Raw genomic sequence first — 18,511 nt, forward strand, 5'->3', positions numbered from 1 at the left:
CATCAAATTACACCGGGTCATTGGAATACGTATTATTCTGCGACAGCGATAGCCGCGGATACCAGTCCGTGGTTAAGGCCTGAAGCCATATGAGCGGATAGCCCGGCGTTGCCAAAAAAAACAAAAGCATTAAACATCTATACCCACAAAAAAGCCACTGATCTAAACCAGTGGCCTTATTTCCCAAAACAGTCTCCTGTTTATTTTGCGCTGTTCTTTTTCTCGGTCACCTCAGCCCTGATCTCCTGGGCAAGGTTTTTAAGATCCTGCATAGCTTTACGTACACGCGTACCAGCTGCAGCGTTTCCACCATCATAAAATTTTGCTACATCAGCTTCAACTGAAGCGATCACTTCCTGTACCTGTTTGAATTTGTCCATAACTGTTTTTTAAAGGGCCAAATGGCCCGGGTATTGTTTTTTATCTAGGAAACCGTATTCCAGCCCTAAAACTAAACATTTCAACCAAAATTCAAAAAGAACTATTAAAAATTCCGAATCCCGGCACTATTGCCTGCCCTTATTACCTCTGCTTACAAAGGATAAACCGTAGCATCCGCCAACAAAATACCCTATCCGGAACAGCCTAGTATGGATTCTATGGGCAAAAACATAACATCGAAATGAAGATCGATTTTTAACTTAATTTAGGTGGCTGCCAAACAGACCTGTCTTTTTATCGCGCTGAAAACTTCAATTATCCAGCAAGCCAGGGATTTTTTGGATATCAAATCCCTGGCCGGTGTAAAGTGTGCAATAATTATACAGAAAAGTCAATTACTAAAGGTTTAAAGTTTGAATTTTATCCCTCCGTTTACCACAAATCCATCGACAGGTGCATAGATGTCCCTGAAAACAGGACTTGTAATGCTTCCAGTATAGATCGAATCAAAGCTGGTCTGCCTGGTGTCCGTTAAATTCTCAAAATTTACAAAAATTGAAAACCGTTCCCATAGCTTTTCTGCCATCAGGCCAGCAGTCCAATAGCTTTTACCAGTGGCGCCATCATTAAGCATCTGTTTGCTGAAATAGTATGCCTCGGCGCCAATCTTCCACTTATCTTCAAGCTCATACATCAATACATTGTTTAACCTGTGCTTTGAAACCAGCGGATAACTTGTACTGGTGCTTCCCGTGTGCTGGTTCACATCAGCTAGCGTATAACCTATAAAAAGTTTAAAATCACCATAGGTCACTTTGGCATTTGTTTCCATACCCCTGGTATCTAAATTACCTGTTGGTTGGACATAGGCCAGATTGGTTCCAGTAGCAGCCGTCAACAATATCGGGTTATTGATTCGGGTATAAAAAAACATCTGATTGATGCTGAATCCAACCGCACCGTCAAACAACGAGGTGCGGTAGTTCACATCATAGTTGGCACCATAAGAGCGTTCCGCCTTTGTATTTGCCACATCTAAAGGCGCTACATTTCTGAACTGGATCCGCTCTGCATCTTCGGTAAATACAGTTGGCGCCTTATAACCCAGACCACCGCCCAAGCGGATAGAAAAATGTTCATTGATCTTCCACAATCCAGAAATTCTCGGTAAAAAGAAAAACCCGTATTCATTGTGGTAATCTCCCCTTACCCCAGATTCGATACTAAATTTCTCTGAAAGGCTCCAGGTGTTCTGCGCAAATGCGCCGACCGTGTTATAATTGTAACTTCTTAGTGCATTCTTACTGTTCTGATCTTCCTTAAAATTATCGGTCAGAAAGTTTATACCCAATACCCAGTCTGCTTTTTCTCCGTTACGGCTATAATTTGCCTCGCTATAAGTAGATACCTGAACGCCTGAAAACAGGTAGTTTGGAAGATCGATGCTGCGGTCGTAATAACTCACTGAATTGCGAATGACCAGCTTTTCCCTTTCGCTTAGTTTATGATCCAATTCAACCTGAGAACTGTAACGCCCGGTTTTATTCTGTTCAAAATAAGAATGGGCAACACTGCCATTTCCCTTCACATATTCCAGATCGCCACCGATCCGTTTTTCAGTTGTAGCGTTGATTCCGGCCGAAAGCGTAGTCGCATCATTGAAATAAAAATATAATTTGGGGTTCAGGGTGAAACGGTCAAACTTGGGGATAGCGGTCAAACCGGCATTTGAAGGATCATAGGCTGTTCCTTTGTTATATGCACCGTAAACCGTGATACCTATTTTATCAAATTTCTGTCCATAAAAAGCACTGGCATCCAGTCCCAAAGCAGAAGTACCGTTCAAAAGGAAATTAAGCCGACGCGCTTCCGTCGGTTTTTTAGAAACCAGGTTTACCAGTCCAGCAATTGCTCCACCACCGTAAAGCGTAGAAGATGAACCTTTGATCACCTCTACCTGCTGCAGATCCAATGGGGCAATCTGAAGCAGGCCCAATCCACCCGAGAAACCAGCGTATAACGGAAAACCATCTCTAATGATCTGGGTATATTTTCCGTCCAGTCCCTGTATGCGGATACTGGAGTTTCCGCTGGTAGCAGAAGTCTGCTGGGTCTGGATCCCGGTACTTTCTGCCAGCATCATGCGGATGTCGCCAGGTTTCATATTTCCCTTTTCATCCAGTTCTTCCCCCGCGATGACCTCGACCCGTGTAGGAATATTATCAATGGTACGGCTGCTCCTTGTCGCTGAGATCACTACATCCTCCAAGTCCTCGTCTTCTTCAGCTGCAGTAAGTAAAACGGTCAAAAGGTTAGTTTCAGCAAGGGGAAAGGTCAGTGTATCCGTTTTAGTCTGGTAGCCTACATAACTAAACTGAATGGTCTGTTTACCTGAAGGTATACCACTAATACTTGCATTACCTGCACTATCTGATTTCGTGCCAATGGTCGTTCCAAGCACTTTTAATGTAGCTCCTGAAAGTACCTGGTTCGTCTTTGCGTCTTTGATGACGGCTTTATACGTATTTTGGGCAAAGGCGGTAACTGTAAACAACAGTATAGCCAAAACCACAATCGTTCTTTTCATAATGATCTTTAAATAATGATTTCGATAAATATGTCCGTTTAGGACGATAGGAAAATAAACTACGAAAGTTTGGGCGGCTGCCAGATGGAAATAGAAATAGCCTGGAGTTCAAGTGGAATATAAGCCGTATTGTGCTGAACAGGTAAAAGCTGGACCGCAAAAACGATCGTTGAACGTGTAGTGATGGTAAAGCCAATACAGGTACCGCAGACATAAAACGGTGAACAACCTTTGCAGCAATTATCACTATGTTCACTGCAAGCATGTTTTTCCGCTTTATCGGTTTTCAGTGCATGGCTATCTTCTCGCGCTAAAGCACAGCATGGTACCGCGGTTAGCGTAAATACGATGAGAGATAAAACCAGGGCAATGAATTTCACGGTGTAAAAGTATAAAATTTACTGATACCCGCGCCGTTATTATATGATATTACCGGTTGCAAAGCCTGTAAATAAAGAATAGAGCACTGCACCCTCAAATTTGATTATCCAATTGATTGAGGTTATTTTGCAAGCCTCAAGGCATCAGCAAACTCATCGGGCAGGGGGCTGTTTATGATGGCTGTGGCGGATGCTTCCACATCGTACTCAACACGCCTGAATTCAATTCGACACTATTTTTATCGGTTGTGGAACTGCCTGCATTTAAGTGGAGTATAAATATTACGATATAAAATTAATGACCCAAAATAAATTTGATTTTATTTGTAGTGACCATAAAGTCAAAAGGTGCACTTTATGTTTTCAACCGCTAAAAAAAAACCAGATCAACATCAGCTTCCCCCATCAATGGTAAAACATGTCGCCATTGCATAGGCTTTCAGTGTCCATTAAAATCTAATCAATCTTTGTACTTCTCAAGCGCAAAGAATTCAAGATAACAGAAACGGAACTAAAGCTCATCGCCAATGCAGCAATCATTGGAGAAAGTAAAATCCCAAAAAACGGATATAAAATACCTGCTGCTATCGGAATCCCCAATATATTGTATCCAAGAGCGAAAAACAGGTTTCCTTTGATATTTGCCATAACCTTATGGCTCAACAACCGGGCCTTTGCGATCCCGTTTAAATCTCCCTTCACCAATGTGATGGCTGCGCTCTGGATGGCTACATCCGTTCCCGTGCCCATCGCAATGCCGATATCAGCCTGAGAAAGTGCAGGTGCATCATTGATGCCATCGCCTGCCATGGCTACCTTTTTGCCTTGGGCCTGTAGTTTTTTTATTTCATTCAGTTTGTCCTCCGGCAGCATCTGAGCCTTAAAACCGTCCAAATTCAAGGTTTCGCTTACTGCTCTTGCTGTATCCTCATTGTCGCCTGTAAACATGATTACCTTGATTCCCTCATGTTGGAGTTTTCGGATTGCATCTGCACTGGAAGGCTTGATCTTATCAGAAATCACAACAAATCCGACAGCTTTATTTCCTACAGCTAAATAAGAAACGGTTTTACCCTGCTTTTGAGCGGCCCTAACCTGTTCCTCTGATTCAGGATTAATTGTCGTTTTAACATGTTCCATTAATTTTTGATTCCCCAAAGCCAACCTTTCTCCATCCAAGATACCCATTACTCCCTTTCCCGTGATCGCCTCAAAGTTTGATATGGGTTTAACATCTATCTTGTTTTCTTCCCCATAACGCAAAGTTGCCTGAGCCAATGGATGTTCGCTGCTGCTATTCAAAGCCACAATTTTTTCAAGAACATCCTGCTCTGTAAAATCCGGATTTACACTGACCACCTTTTCTACCGATGGCTTACCTTCGGTTACTGTACCAGTCTTATCTACGATCACTACATCAATCGCATTCATTTTCTCAAGGGATTCAGCATTCTTGATCAGTATACCAGACTGGGCACCCTTACCTACTCCCACCATTACTGACATTGGCGTAGCAAGGCCCAGCGCACATGGACATGCAATAATCAATACCGCTATTGCATTTACAAAAGCATAAACGTAGGCCGGATCGGGGCCATATACAGCCCATACCACGAACGTTACAATAGAAATCAATACCACAACAGGCACGAAATAACCTGAGATTTTATCCGCCATTTTTTGGATGGGCGCTTTTGAGCGGCTTGCCGAATTCACCATTTCGATGATCTGCGACAAAAGCGTTTCTGAACCCACCTTCTCCGCAAGCATCACAAAGGTTTTATTTCCATTGATAGTGCCCGAACTTACCTTGTCCCCAATATTTTTCTCCACAGGAACGGGTTCACCTGAAATCATGGATTCATCAATAATAGCTTCCCCGGTCTTAATACTACCATCTACCGGGATTTTTTCACCTGGCTTTACCCTCAACAGATCTCCTTTATGGATGTCATCAATAGATACTGATATTTCCTTATCCCCAACCACTTTTGTTGCTGTATTCGGGGCCAGCTTCAGCAGCTCCTTAATGGCGCTGTTGGTTTTGCTATGTGCCCCGGCTTCCAAAAGCTGGCCAAGCAATACCAAGGTCAGGATCACGGTTGCCGCCTCAAAATAAACAAAAACGGTACCATGATGTGTTTTAAACTGATCAGGGAAAAAATCAGGAAAAAGAAGTGCGACAAGGCTAAAAACCCATGCTACCCCTGCGCCAATTCCGATCAGGGTAAACATATTCAGTTTCCAGGTTATGATAGACTGCCATGCCCGCTGAAAGAACATCCAGGTAGCATAAAAAACCACCGGAATAGAAAGCGCGAACTGAACCCAGTTCCAGTACTTAAGTTCCAATAAATCAAACAAGGGATTATTTGGAATCATTTCAGTCATGGCTATAACAAAAATGGGTATGGTAAAAATTGTGGCTACCCGGAATTTTTTGAGCAGGGTTTCATAAGTTTTATCTTCCTCTTCAATATCTACCCCTAATGGAATTAGCTCCATGCCGCAGATTGGGCATGCGCCGGGTTTGTCACTAATGATCTCGGGATGCATGGGGCAGGTAAATTTTGCCGTATGCTTAAGAACGGGCTGTTTTATCAGGTCCATTCCACACACAGGGCAGTGCCCTGGCTTATCATAGGTCTTTTCGCCTTCGCAGTGCATCGGACAATAAAATAATGCTCCAGCTTCTTTTCCACCAAGCTCTTGTCTGGAGGAATTTTGCCCTTGGGATAATCCATGATGGTGATCATCTATATGTTCATTTGCTTTTAAAACATGTTTTTCAACAGCGCCCATTTCAATGCCGTAATGTCCAACAGCAGAAAGCGCCTCCTGCAATTTCTCAGTTGGTATATGTTTTTCCATTGTAATGATGGCTTCGGCGGGCTCCAGGGACACGTTTGCGAAAATGCCATCAATGGTATTCAGCGCATTTTCAACTTTGGTCCGGCAGCCCTGACAGCTCATTCCGGTTATTTTATAGGTGTGTTCCATGTTGTTGTTTTTCATTGGCTGGTAGCTTAAATTTAGTTATTTACCCAGTATTTATCTTTCTTAAAAAAAGCTGCCAATACCATAGCAAAATGGTTTGATCACATCAGTTGGCTACCGGCTGTTATAAACAGCAAAGCCGGGAAAAGTTCCCGGCTTTGTAATTATTTACATTTTTTGCATCCACCAGTATCTTTGCACTGTTTACTGCAATAATCTTCACATACTCCTTTTGTACAGGATTTTGAGCATTTGGTGCAATTGTTCATTTTACGGTTGCAGCATGGTGTGTTGCCTGCGAACGTATAGGTAGATAGACTGATCAACATCATTGATGTGATGATAAGGAACTTTTTCATTTGAATATTTTAATGTTGTGATAAAAAACCAGCGTCAATTTTAGTTTATTTATATCAACAATACTTTCGGCGGGTGCCAGAAAGGGAATGAAAAGTCAATTGTACTTTCACGCGCCAGATTACCTGAGCAGTTTTCAACCTCTATAGGAGCGGCTGGTACTATTTGAACCACTTTGTTTATGGTGAATCCTGGCACATTGCAGCATAGTTTGGTCAAACACATGCCCATTGCTTTATCCGTTTTGTGCGACTTGCATGGCTTAGCCATACCCGATTGCATACAGCATTTCGGCTCTTTATCGTATTGCATAGCCTGTACTGTTCCAGTAACAACTGAAACTAGGCTCATGCAGATAACCATAAAAAACGCGATGACTTTCATGATCGCAAGTAACATTTTTCTCTCGCAAGAACTTTATATAATTTTATGAATTTGTTATATAATTTTTCGCCTTCTATTGATTGATAGTTTTAAAAAGCTTTCTACTAAAGCAATCTTCATTAACGAACTTTTCACAACATATCACCTAAACACTTAGTACTACAACAAATTCCAGAAGTGCTGAGTTTTATCATTTGATCAAAATCCTGGAAGCTGGTATATACATTTCAGTTAGCACTTAATTGATTTTTACACGACATCCTAAAGAATCCTTTAATAAAGAAATAAGAATTAATTAAAGGTGAGTTTTTGGCATCAAACCAGAATTAACAAAACTCAAAACACTAATTCACAACCAATTGCACCACCAGGTTCGACTCCCTTTCGGAGCCGAACCTTGAATTTCCTAAAATGATCCAGGGAGATTCAATTAACCTAATTCAAATTTTTCGAGCAAAACTATTTAGGAATTTTAAGATCAGCAATTTGCTTCAAATCTTCAATAAAAAAGTTCGTTAATGGTCTTGCCAGGAGCACTAATCTAGAAAAACATTCTAAGTTTAACAGTTCCAAGGCTTTTTTAAGGAAGTAAAAAAGATTTAGGTATCAGTCGTGACACCATCCCAATCCTGATCCATCAGCCTGATAATCCAGTTGAGCGCATAGTGCCTTTCATAAACTACACCTTTATCAAGGTTTCCCGGAACCGCCTCATTATTTACCCTGGAATTAACACATGCCCAGTCTAAACGTAATATCAGATCGGCCTGATCAAGAATCTCGGCCTTGCTCCTAAGTTTTGCCTGCTCCCTGAATTCTTTTTCGCTCCGCGAGAACAAATGCTTTACATCACTCCTTACATCACACAGTTTATCGGGGTATACCAGCGTATCGATATAACCGAGTGCCCAGAGCATAACGTGATAACCCTCCGCCCTCCAGTTGGCATCGGTTAGCTGCTGTGAACTGGGATTTTCATTAAGTGCAAATTCTTTTTCAGCAGCGGTGAGCTTTTCCATCACCTTATACTTCTTTTCAACCTCGGCAAGCATTTTTCTGTYAGCTTTTTCACTTTTTAGCTCCAGATAGCACAATGCTATCGCCCTGTCGACGATTTCATCACTGGTCCTGACAGCAACCTGATCCGCCGGATCCAGGAACATTGCATTGGGATTGGTATAAATGGGTACTGCATGAGATCTGCAGACCGCCTCCGATCTTTTCCGCCTTTCCATCTGCTCTTTGGTAGCCTGAATATGCTCTACCGGCACAGACATCGCTTTAACACCCTCAATAGTTAAGGGTTTATTATTAAGCCTATCCCCACCGCAGCCAAAAAGCGTGAGGAATAAACAGATTGCAGTTACTGTTATGGATCGTTTCATTTTGAGTATTTCTGGTTATCAATGCATTAGCCTTAAGCCCCAACTCCCTTTAGGCTGATCATTTTTTTCGTCAACGGCCAACAAAATACAAATATATCATATATAATCCTATGGCAAGGTTATCCGTGATAGCTTCCGACTATCTCATATTTTAAAGCGTCCCCAGATCATCCGTTTCACTTCATCCATCACTTAAAGCGCCGCGAAAAAGCCCCTCCCGAAAAAAAGTGATCAGGGCTTTAGGCAGCTAAGCCAAACCAAAAAAATTAACTGATTTCTTCGAGCAGGGTTAGCAAATCCAGCAGAAACTCAAGGCATATCTCCCTGTCTGACAGAAAATCGATCAGCCGTTTTTCTGTGATATCCCCAAAAGAAGTATCTACCCAGATTGCTCCATTCATATCTAAGCGCAGGCCTTCAATATACTGTTCCAGCTCCCTGCTATCCACACGCCTTTCGATCCGAATCACCTCGTTTTGTATTGCGCTGATGATCTCGGTTTCTGCTTCCCGCAATTTCTGTTTTAACAGCAGGGATACCTTAATTGTGATCATAATCAGACTCCTTTCTATTTTTTAACAGGTTCAGCTTGATAAAAATATCGCGCCAGTAGGCCTGCCGTTTCTGATCAAAGCGGTGCATCTCGGGCGCATCATCGCTGTGCAGGTAGTGGATATAATCAGCAACCTGATAAATGGCCGCCTGCAGGTCATCTACTTCAATTAGATTCCCTTCGTTGTCTGTGATATATTGTTTCATGGCTCATCGTTTAGGTATAAAGAAGTTCTACCGCCTGTTTAAATTTGCTGTTTCCCGAACGGGCGGCATATTTAACGGTTCGGTCATTGACAAAAAGCGCGGTATAACCGTAAAAAAGCTGGTCAGAAAACACCTTGCTGTTTTTACGCATGGCGTGACCATGCTTTTTTAGCAAGCCTGCACATTCTTCGGACAGGCTGAACCAGTAATCAAAGGGCATAAACCCGTTATGCCAATCCTTTTTATAGGCTTCTTGATTCTTGCGGAAATCAGCGCAGACCTCGGCAAGGTGATCCAGCAGCGCAGGCATTTCATCGGGAAAAAGTTCGAATAAAAGTCTCCCTTTCATCGTATTGGTCAATTCATGTAAAGCTTTCATGATCTAAAAATTAAGCAGAGAGGAAACGAATTCCTCCCAGCTGGTCAAACATTAACTTGCTTTGGCTGCGATCAGCTTAGCCCAATAAAGCGCATTCGCTGAAATATGGCGCTGCCAAGCCCCCTGTGAGCCGCTCCAGCGGAAACCATGGCGTTTTAATTCCTTGCGGATTTCTTCATTAGGTTTACCCTCAAAAATCATTTGAAGCCTTCCTGCCTCTTTGTTCTCCCATATCCGGACGTTGCCAACCTGCATATCAAATTCCGCTCTTGCCTTGATTGCTTCCAGCATTTTAATGCGGCTTTCTACCGTTTTGATCTTTGCATTGTTATTGGTCAAACGGTAAGAGGGAAAGCCAACATAACCGCCGCGGCTGGTATCATTCAGCTGCGCCCAGATTTCAGCGGTTGCTGAGGGCAATAATAAAAAGGCCGCTTTATCCTGTTTCCTCAAACACCTATTGGCAGATTTCATAAAATCCTGCAAGGCTTGCAGCCGAGAGAGTTTCTCCTTTAATTTTGTTAAGGCCTCGGGATCATCGGAAAAAATAGCATCATTCGAGGCAATGGTTTCTGCCTTGTCTGCATAATAAGCCGCCTATTTCTGCTTATCCACAGAACGCCCCATGGTATCATGTATCTTCTCCCTGTATCTGCGGTCACGTTTTTCACTATGGTGACCAATTAAAATCGGTTGTCCCATGGGAATGACCGAAGCCATATCTGTGGCCGAGCTGTAAAGCCGATCGGATTCCTTTTCGTTTTTGGCAGCCTGAACCTTCGCATAATTAATGCGGTTTTCTTTGCGCTCATTAAAATCGTGTTTCATCTCTCAAAAAATTCAATCAAAAAATAAATGCCCTTTGATACGCACCAAAGGGCATGAGCATTTTAAGTAGGAATAAAAATCTCGCTTTCAATCTCTGCCAATTTATCCACGCAAAGACGGTTAACATCATCCGCCACCGCTTTAATGATAAAAGGGTTTTTGGTCGAAAACTCCCTGCCATTGTCATCTTCAATGGTCAGCGTACATCCCTGAAAGAAATTAACGTCCGTTTCCTCCGCATCATCCTGCTGCGCCACCTCGAAAGCCTCTAAGGTGCCAATGGTTTCCAATAACTTGCCCCTTTGGTTGATACGGCGGGTGAGATCTAAAGCCAGTTTAATCGTAGTATCCAAATTTCTAGCAGTCTTAACCTTCTCGGCAGGCGTTTTACGCTCGGTTTTATCTGCCACCTCTGTTTTCCCTTTTTCGTCGTCCATTTTACCTTTTAGGGTTTCCACCTTTGCCCCTGCTTTTACCTCTGTTTTAGTATTATCCGAGGATTTATCAAAATCCTTGTTCGGCACAATCGCACTACCATTAGCAGCAGCGGCACCAGTTAAGCCATGAGCTTTATTATCCACTGAACCATTATTTGCAATTGCACTAGAATTAATTACTGTCGTTTTCATAATTTTTTAAAATTTAAATGTGAATGGAAAAAAAATTGAAACAGCCGCCATCAGCGGCCAAATCCTGCTAGCACCTTCGGTGCTAACAAGGTCAAAAAAATAGGATCGGTGGGCTTCTGCCTTTTATCGTGTTCATGGTACTCTGGGTTTAAAAAATATCAGTCGGCAGGAGCCTCCTGCCTTTTTGATAGTCACCCTCACCTGAACACAATCCATTTTTCAAGACAAGACTTTGCGGAAAAAAAAACCTCGTGAGCGCTAGCTCACAGGGAAGATTTTTTTCCAGCAAACCCGCAGGGCACCGGTCTTGGCGGAAAAGGGATTGTTCAGAAATTTGTGTTCAAAAAAGGTAGAAGCAAAATTTTGTGCAGTTAAAAACACCTTAACCGCTCACATCTACCTTATTCCTCCCAAACCTATCATTCACTAAAACCCAAACTTTTTGACCCGTAAAAAAACCAGAATTAAAAAGCCCCTGGCGAGCGCCAGAGGCAAAAAAATCAGAAAACAATAATCTAATACTGCCCAAGCCGTCTGCCCAGTTCCATCGCCGCCATAACCGAACTCGATTTGGCAATCCCCATCCCCGCAAAACGGCAAAGCCCGGGAAAATCCAAAACAGATAATTCCTGCAAGTTTCCTTCTACACTACCCAGTATACGGTAAGCCAGGTCAATCGCCGATTCATTGGGCGTACCCGAACCGATCAGCATGGCCAGCAGCTCAGTATCGGTCATTGCAGCCGGACCATTCTCCAGCATTTTTTCCCTTGGCCGCAGTTCTACCTCCATTCCTTTAATCCCCCGCACCTCCTTCTTCTGGTTCAAAAAGTGCATATCCTGAACGGATTCATAGCCTTGCCCATAATAAGCGGCCATTGTCATCAATGAAGAAAAGCTTCCGATCAGCATTTCAAAATCCTCCTGGAATACACGCAAGCGCTCCATATTGTAAGTGCCGTCTTCTTGCGCGTCGCTCCTGGTAAAACAGATATAATTGCTCCTGTTACTGGCAACCTTATAATCTAAAAAGTAACGCCTGTTTCCTCGTGAGAAACTCTCCGACACCAAAATGTTGTGTTTTTTCATAATCTATAAAATTTAATTCCAGACCAAAATTCCATGCAGCCCAAAAAATTACAGCAGAAAAAATCAACTTATCTGATAAGGAAAATAGATAACAGTTTCCAAAACAGCCTAACAGTTTTCAGAAAAAATTATCCGATATTAGATATTGTAAACCATTGAAAACCAAGAACAAGTCCGTGAACCAGCATACCACACCAACTGAAAAAACACGCTGCCGCTACTGCGAAAAAGAACTCCACGGCAGAGCAGGAAAAATCTTTTGTAATGTAGATTGCAAAAACAACTTCAACAGCCGCATCCGGTCAGTAAAACGTGCAGAAGAAAACAAACTTTTTCCGGATGTACTCAAAGCAATAAAAAACAATTACAGAATACTTCTGGATTACGACCTTAAACCGGGAGATATCGGAGAAAGCATGGTCAAGAAAACCGAACTGAAAAGACAAGGCTTTGACCAAAGATTTTGCACAGGTGCCGTCGTAGAGAATAACAGGCTTTGGAAGTGCTGCTTTACTTTTTGCTGGCACGAGGACGAAAACTACCTATACCTGAAATGCGATCCCTACCTCAACAACAGCAGCAAATATTAAAAATTTGTGGAATAAAAGATTTTCGGGCAAAGCCCTCAATCCATTATCTTTGCCCCAATGAGTCTACCCATGCGCATCACCTTTGAGAACAACGATTACACCTATACGGTTCTCACCAAGATCATCAATAACGAAACAAAGGAAATAAAGATCAGTTTACAGGGTGAAGAACTGACACTGGTACAAAACCAGAACAAAGAATGGGATGCCCGTGAACGGACAATTGAGGATGACCATGGACTGATCAAAGCAATCGCAAAAAATATCGCCTTACGGTTCCGCATATAGCTTAAACTTTACGATTCTTTAGAACCCAACAAAAAAGAACCTAGAAAAATAACTATTTCTCCTTACCTATCTTCTCTTAGACTGGTATCGCTTAACAGGCTTTTTCTTTCCTAAGTTCAACAATAACAAAACCGCAGCAATACCTGCTAAAATCCACCCTAATCCAGAACCGTCCTCACTATCAGGAACAATACGAGGATGCTCATCATAGTCCAACATATATTTATTGGAACTTTTTTTAAGTACAATATCCGCTAGCGCTTCATATTCTAAATCCCTATCCTCTTCTTCAAGATCAATCACCATTACCTTCGCATGATCCGCTTTGTATTTAGCAAATTTTAACACATCAATCGGATTGGTCACTACTACTTCGATATAAAAAGGATGCCCATCAATAGTAATCGTTGCATCTGGAATCAAATCGTTATAGCCAACCTCTGCAACCGGATCGCAATAATCAAGCATTCCCAAATAAGGCACATGTATCCTGTTGTTATCCAAAATAATCTGCTTTGCAAGTAAATGCAGCTCCGTTTCCGGCATCGGATTACAGTTTCCCTTGTTACTATGCCTAAAATGTTTCCGCCGAACAGTATTAAGAACCGCTTCAAGCCTGCCACTACAATTGTAGCAGACACAATTGCATTTTAATCCGGTCTGAGTAACCTTGGAAATCGGCACAATTTCGCTTGTGTCCCTCTCTATCCCAACAATTGGCTGAACGTTCATAAATCCGAAAACTAATTAATTATCCCTTTGAGATGTAAAAATTAAATCTATTCTTTGGAGTTTATCTCATCGTTGGCAATATCCATTAAATAGTTAAGAAAAATTGTTGTACTTGACTGAAAATCAATTTCATTGATTTTATTTCCATCAAAATCTGATGTTGAAGCAAACAGGTAAACCCTACTTATGTAACATATGCAGAATTTTGCGAACAACGAGTCTATTGAAGTTCATTATATTCCTCAATCGCATTTCCTATGTCTGCTCCAGAAATTTTATTACCAACATTCTGCTCCTCAAGCTGTATAATAAAATAATATAAATTGCTCCAATTCTTAATATCTTTGTTCTTTTGATTGATCAAATCAGTAATTTTTGCGCTGACTGCTTTATAATTGTCCTCCGACATACTAGCTACACTCTTTAGTGCTTCCAGCACCTTTGATTCAAGATTATTGAAAATATCGCCTTGATACTTGGATTTTTTGGCCATCTCCAAAAGTATCATTAGCCGATCAAGGCTTTTAATATCCTGAATGAACGCAAAACCAAAAAGGTTTCTTCTATAGTCGAATGCCTCTTCTGCCTGCTCTTGCAACTCTTTGAAAAGAAAATCAAACCCCTTCGAATCCCCGTTCTTCAAAAGGTAATTGGCAGCGGTTAACCGCTCCTCGTAAACGATTTCATCATTATTTAAATCGCTAAGTAAAATTTCGTTTAGAACAATTGAATTCACCGGGACGGTTGACAGAATATCAATACCTTTGAACCTTAGTGACCGGCTGTAAACATTTGTAATGAAAATTTCCAATCGTTCCGGCTCTCCAGTTAATTCGAACCAAAAATCAAGTAGTGCCTCATGCCTATATTCCTCTTCCTGACTTTCCTGTAGGCGCTGGATAATAGATGGGTATGTATCCCGCATTTTTTTTCTTAATGCATAAGATGCATTGCCCAACCAGGCCAATCCTTTAACCTCGGGATTGTTGATATTTTCTACAACCCGCTGTAGTAACGGTCCAAGACCTACCAGCGCTTCCAGCGCTTCAATCCCCCCCGGTTGTCTGACCCCAAGCTCCCAGCTAAAATTATAGTAAAGGGTAAACTCAAGAATTTTATCCGTTGGCATTTCAAATTTAAAGCGGTTAATAAAATACCATGATATATCCAATGGATCACCTTTAAAAACTGTCCAACTTCTGATAAAGTCCAACATTGCTGGTTCTACATTTAATTGGCTATAACTTTTCAATTGTTGATGGATCTGAGAAATCCTAAACCCCAAAAAACTAGGCCCGTAATCAACCCAATTAACAATTTCTGACAAATTGCCAATTCTGTTATTATGAGTAAATCTGCGCAAGATGATCATACAAATACTGGGAATATATAATCTATCATCATTGCGATTATCTTTCGAAAGTATTCTGATATCTTCTTGATTTATCTCTCGTCTGTTCAAACGTTCAAAAACTTTCTCGATTTCGATCTTTATTAGGTCGGGCCTGAAGAGTAGTTCAAAGTTATTAGTCATACGTTGCCCCCAAATATCGGGTCTCTGGACAGCAACAGGTTTTACCAGAATTATTTCAAGTTTTTGCCTAACCTCTGCGTCGAAATCCTGTGCCCATGATACTTGATTGCCTTGCTCCCAAAGGTAATGATTGATAAAATTCAGTAGCTTTTCATTAACATTTGTTTTCGCAGAATAATCGATCCATTCACTTAAAGCATCACTATCTATTAAATTAATGATCAAATTATGCAGATAATAAAATTCATCATCATTTTCTATTTCAGAGATTTTGCTTAATGCCTTTCCATTGCTAGCTGTTTTTTTGAAAAACTGCGAGAGCACCTCCACACTAGTTTCTTCATATTCTTTGGCCAGGACTATTGCAAGGTCGAATACTACCTGAAAAATATCGGCGTCTTGATCGTAGCTTGAAATCGCATTTTTTATCAGATGCTCCAAAGTTTCGCGGTGATTATGTACAACTGACAACCTTTTTTGGGGAGTGTCTTTTAATATTTTAAAAATAGATTCTAAACCGTTAGCTGAAATGACCTTTTTTATTGCTTCTTCCCAATGATAATCCTCATCCCCTAAACTGAAATTCTCTCTATCTTCGATTGCGTCAGGCAATTCGTTAAGGGACAATCCGTCCAAGAGGATATCTATGTATTTCTCCAACAAAGCAGAAACAGTAATGAGTTCATATAATCCGGCCCGTATGTATTGGTTTTTATGCTTCTTGAATTTTTCTACGATCTTCAGGATATGATCATCATTTACCTCTGGAATTCGTGCAATCAACGACATCATTCTATGTATATCTGCCGGCTCATGACTTTCTTCCAAAAGAGAATCCAATAAAAGGAACTGAAATTCCATCGCTTCTGTTTCAAAGCCTTTAAAATCGAAATAAAGCAAAAGATAAGTTGTATTTATTTTTTTTATTCTCGAACTGTCCCTATCACTAAGAATGTTTTTTAAATAATGTAATGTTTCTTTAGTTCTGCCAAATCGAACCAGATCTGCGGGACTAAACTTATTTGAGCTTACCCAGATTTCTTTATCAACATAAAAATTAAAGATATTTTTAAAAATATCAGTACGCTGCTGCTCATCAAATCTATCAGTTTCAAATTTGATGATCACCTCACGATCTTCTTGAAGAATCATATCTACCAACTGGGTAACCGTCGTTCCTTTATCAATGCTGATCAAAAAAGAAAGGGTATTGGTCCAAGTCGGCTTAACTCTTTTTGACCCTGCTGACTCGATAAATAAAAGCTTCTGTAATTTACCGAATGTTTGTCTGGCAAGAACCCTTGAAGCTAGGTATTCCTGAATATTGTTATGTTCAAAGCTCCAGTTATCTTTAGCCCGATCGTAGTTGAATGCCGGTAATGTTTTACATTGGAGATATTTCTCTTGATCCGGAAAAATACTGTGAAGATCCTCATCCGTCAGGTAGTTTTTCCCTGTCATCTCCATCACAAATGCAATATTTTCAAGCATGGAAAATAACGTTACTTCATTTGTTTCACCCCCTTCGGTTTTCCGCAGAAAGCCTTTATCCTGATCGACTATACTTTTTTCCATGATCTTTCCTCTGCCACCGCTAAAATCCCCGTTTTCCAGATAATAAGCGATCAATACTTTCAGGAAAAATGGTTTTTGAATCAGATCCAGAAACTGGGCATCATAAATTTTAGCAATAAAGGTTTCTGCATCTATACCCTGAATTCTGGACAAAATAGACTCAACGATCTCGAGCGTCACTTCACTGATAAAGAAAGCTTTGAAACCGCCTAAGGTCCCCAGATTGTCATTAGAGGGGTTTTCATAAAAATTAGTCCGACAGGAAACAACAGCTGTAATCTGATAATTTGTTTCAAAAAAATCCTTAATCGCCCGAACTGCCTGTCCAAAGAATTCCGGTTGTACCTCATCGAGTCCATCCAAAAATATGACGAGAGCTGCAGGATCGGTCTGATCCCATCCCCGGGGAAGGAAGTCTTCGAGATTTTGTTCCTGGAACATATTCAGCTTTACCAGGATAGGGGTCATTGGGTGATCAATATGTTTTAGTTTTAAAGCCAAACGAATCAACTCAATGGATTTGCCCGAACCTGCTCCGCCCAGAAGTACGATCTTTTTTTGTGTTTTGATGAGATCTTCTAGATAAACCCTACCAGCTTCCTGTGCAAAAAAAGAAGCAAAATCGCCGTCTTCTGCCGCGGCATAAGTGATGTGCCGCGAAATATACGTTTCTGGAAGATTTATCCCTGGAAACTCAAAATCCTGTTTTCCTTCTGGATATATTTTTGGGGCATCTCTGTCCAACTCAAGAGTCATCTCGCCAGCTATTCCGGCATAATATTTTAACCGCGCAGCACCGGGTTGCTGTCCTTGGCGACCTTTGGTATTCACGATAACTTCATTAAAAACGCTGGTCATTTTCAAATCAGGGCTTTTGTTACTTTCCAGAAAAGCATTAAGACATTGTGCAAATGGGCTACCTTCACCTTTTATTCCATCACTGACTTTGGTGATTTCCCCAGAGGTCAATACCCATCTTGAGTTATCACTGGTCAAGGAAGTTCTCGCATCTATCTTTTCCTGGACACCATGCTCGAAAATAAACGTTCCTGAGTAACAGCAATCGGAGATCAGCAGCACGTGATCGGCGCTGATTGCCCTGATATAGTCGTTGACTGTAGAATTGGGAATATAGTTATATTTTTTTTCACCAGCATCGATCGGTACCCAGCAACCCAGCTTCGTGTTTTTATCTATCTCTCCATGCCCTGCAAAGTAGATAATGAGATTTTTGCATTCAGTTGTATTCGGACCAAGTTTCTCAAATTCTTCAAGAATATTTGCCCTTGTCGCTCTTTGGTCATCTAATAAAGGACAAAACAGCTCAAAATTATAGCGTTCCTCCATCACCTTTAAAAAACGGCCGAGGTCGGTTTTGGCATTATATAGAGGTCCGTGTGGTTCGCCATATTCGTCTATGGCAATGGCTAAAATAAGGTTTTCCTGTTGATCAGCGTTTTTCATCGCCATGAAGTTAAAAATTGCTTAAGGATATAATGAAAAAAAATTTCTTTAGATCGCTACCTATTTCAAAAACCCTACTAATTAATAAAAACGTTGCCACCCACCTGATTCAAAATTGATTGATCAGAAAACAGATAGTTGTTAAAAATTAATAAATTAGCTCATCCTAAAACA

General features: G+C 41.1%; 14 protein-coding genes and 1 pseudogene. 2 read left to right on the top strand and 13 right to left on the bottom strand.

The window, feature by feature from the left end; genetic code table 11:
* Positions 1-200 precede the first annotated feature (200 nt).
* The 11 genes and pseudogenes from AC1DNH_RS05155 to AC1DNH_RS05205 form a co-directional block, all read right to left on the bottom strand.
* The gene (locus tag AC1DNH_RS05155) at positions 201-380 is read right to left on the bottom strand and encodes a histone H1 (RefSeq protein ID WP_167294634.1); all 180 of its coding nucleotides are present in this window, start codon (positions 378-380) and stop codon (positions 201-203) included.
* A gap of 407 nt (positions 381-787) precedes the next feature.
* Complete coding sequence (locus AC1DNH_RS05160) at positions 788-2,968, bottom strand: TonB-dependent receptor (protein WP_477583348.1); 2,181 nt, start codon at positions 2,966-2,968, stop codon at positions 788-790.
* 836 nt (positions 2,969-3,804) lie between these two features.
* Positions 3,805-6,363, bottom strand: a complete 2,559-nt coding sequence (locus AC1DNH_RS05165) for a heavy metal translocating P-type ATPase (RefSeq protein ID WP_477610789.1) — start codon at positions 6,361-6,363, stop codon at positions 3,805-3,807.
* A gap of 390 nt (positions 6,364-6,753) precedes the next feature.
* Positions 6,754-7,053, bottom strand: a complete 300-nt coding sequence (locus AC1DNH_RS05170) for a hypothetical protein (RefSeq protein WP_477610788.1) — start codon at positions 7,051-7,053, stop codon at positions 6,754-6,756.
* A 632-nt stretch (positions 7,054-7,685) separates the two neighbouring features.
* Positions 7,686-8,471, bottom strand: a complete 786-nt coding sequence (locus AC1DNH_RS05175) for a DUF4272 domain-containing protein (protein WP_477625236.1) — start codon at positions 8,469-8,471, stop codon at positions 7,686-7,688.
* Positions 8,472-8,737: 266 nt separating this feature from the next.
* Positions 8,738-9,025, bottom strand: a complete 288-nt coding sequence (locus tag AC1DNH_RS05180; RefSeq protein WP_477610345.1) for a hypothetical protein — start codon at positions 9,023-9,025, stop codon at positions 8,738-8,740.
* Positions 9,012-9,230 (bottom strand): hypothetical protein, encoded by a 219-nt coding sequence (locus tag AC1DNH_RS05185; protein WP_477586063.1) that lies wholly within the window; start codon positions 9,228-9,230, stop codon positions 9,012-9,014. Before AC1DNH_RS05185 ends, AC1DNH_RS05180 begins: the two co-directional genes overlap by 14 nt.
* A gap of 10 nt (positions 9,231-9,240) precedes the next feature.
* Positions 9,241-9,609 carry a hypothetical protein gene (locus AC1DNH_RS05190; RefSeq protein ID WP_477586061.1) on the bottom strand — a complete coding sequence of 123 codons (369 nt, stop codon included), beginning with the start codon at positions 9,607-9,609 and terminating at the stop codon, positions 9,241-9,243.
* A gap of 51 nt (positions 9,610-9,660) precedes the next feature.
* Positions 9,661-10,437, bottom strand: a pseudogene (locus AC1DNH_RS05195) (DUF3560 domain-containing protein).
* A 62-nt stretch (positions 10,438-10,499) separates the two neighbouring features.
* Positions 10,500-11,066 carry a hypothetical protein gene (locus AC1DNH_RS05200; RefSeq protein WP_477585179.1) on the bottom strand — a complete coding sequence of 189 codons (567 nt, stop codon included), beginning with the start codon at positions 11,064-11,066 and terminating at the stop codon, positions 10,500-10,502.
* A gap of 515 nt (positions 11,067-11,581) precedes the next feature.
* A complete protein-coding gene (locus AC1DNH_RS05205; protein ID WP_477585180.1) occupies positions 11,582-12,154 on the bottom strand; it encodes a UPF0758 domain-containing protein in 573 nt (190 codons plus the stop codon).
* A gap of 155 nt (positions 12,155-12,309) precedes the next feature.
* Here AC1DNH_RS05205 and AC1DNH_RS05210 point away from each other — a divergent pair, with 155 nt between their 5' ends.
* Positions 12,310-12,744 carry a hypothetical protein gene (locus AC1DNH_RS05210; RefSeq protein ID WP_477585181.1) on the top strand — a complete coding sequence of 145 codons (435 nt, stop codon included), beginning with the start codon at positions 12,310-12,312 and terminating at the stop codon, positions 12,742-12,744.
* A gap of 57 nt (positions 12,745-12,801) precedes the next feature.
* Positions 12,802-13,032: a hypothetical protein gene (locus tag AC1DNH_RS05215; RefSeq protein ID WP_477585182.1), complete on the top strand. Its 231-nt coding sequence runs from the start codon at positions 12,802-12,804 to the stop codon at positions 13,030-13,032.
* A 66-nt stretch (positions 13,033-13,098) separates the two neighbouring features.
* On the opposite strand, the gene AC1DNH_RS05220 is transcribed toward AC1DNH_RS05215, so the two are convergent.
* Positions 13,099-13,578 (bottom strand): hypothetical protein, encoded by a 480-nt coding sequence (locus tag AC1DNH_RS05220; RefSeq protein ID WP_477625237.1) that lies wholly within the window; start codon positions 13,576-13,578, stop codon positions 13,099-13,101.
* Positions 13,579-13,984: 406 nt separating this feature from the next.
* Positions 13,985-18,337, bottom strand: coding sequence for a hypothetical protein (locus AC1DNH_RS05225; protein ID WP_477608807.1), 4,353 nt, complete (start codon positions 18,335-18,337; stop codon positions 13,985-13,987).
* Positions 18,338-18,511 lie beyond the last annotated feature (174 nt).

This window comes from Pedobacter sp. 01N310, from assembly GCF_056399805.1.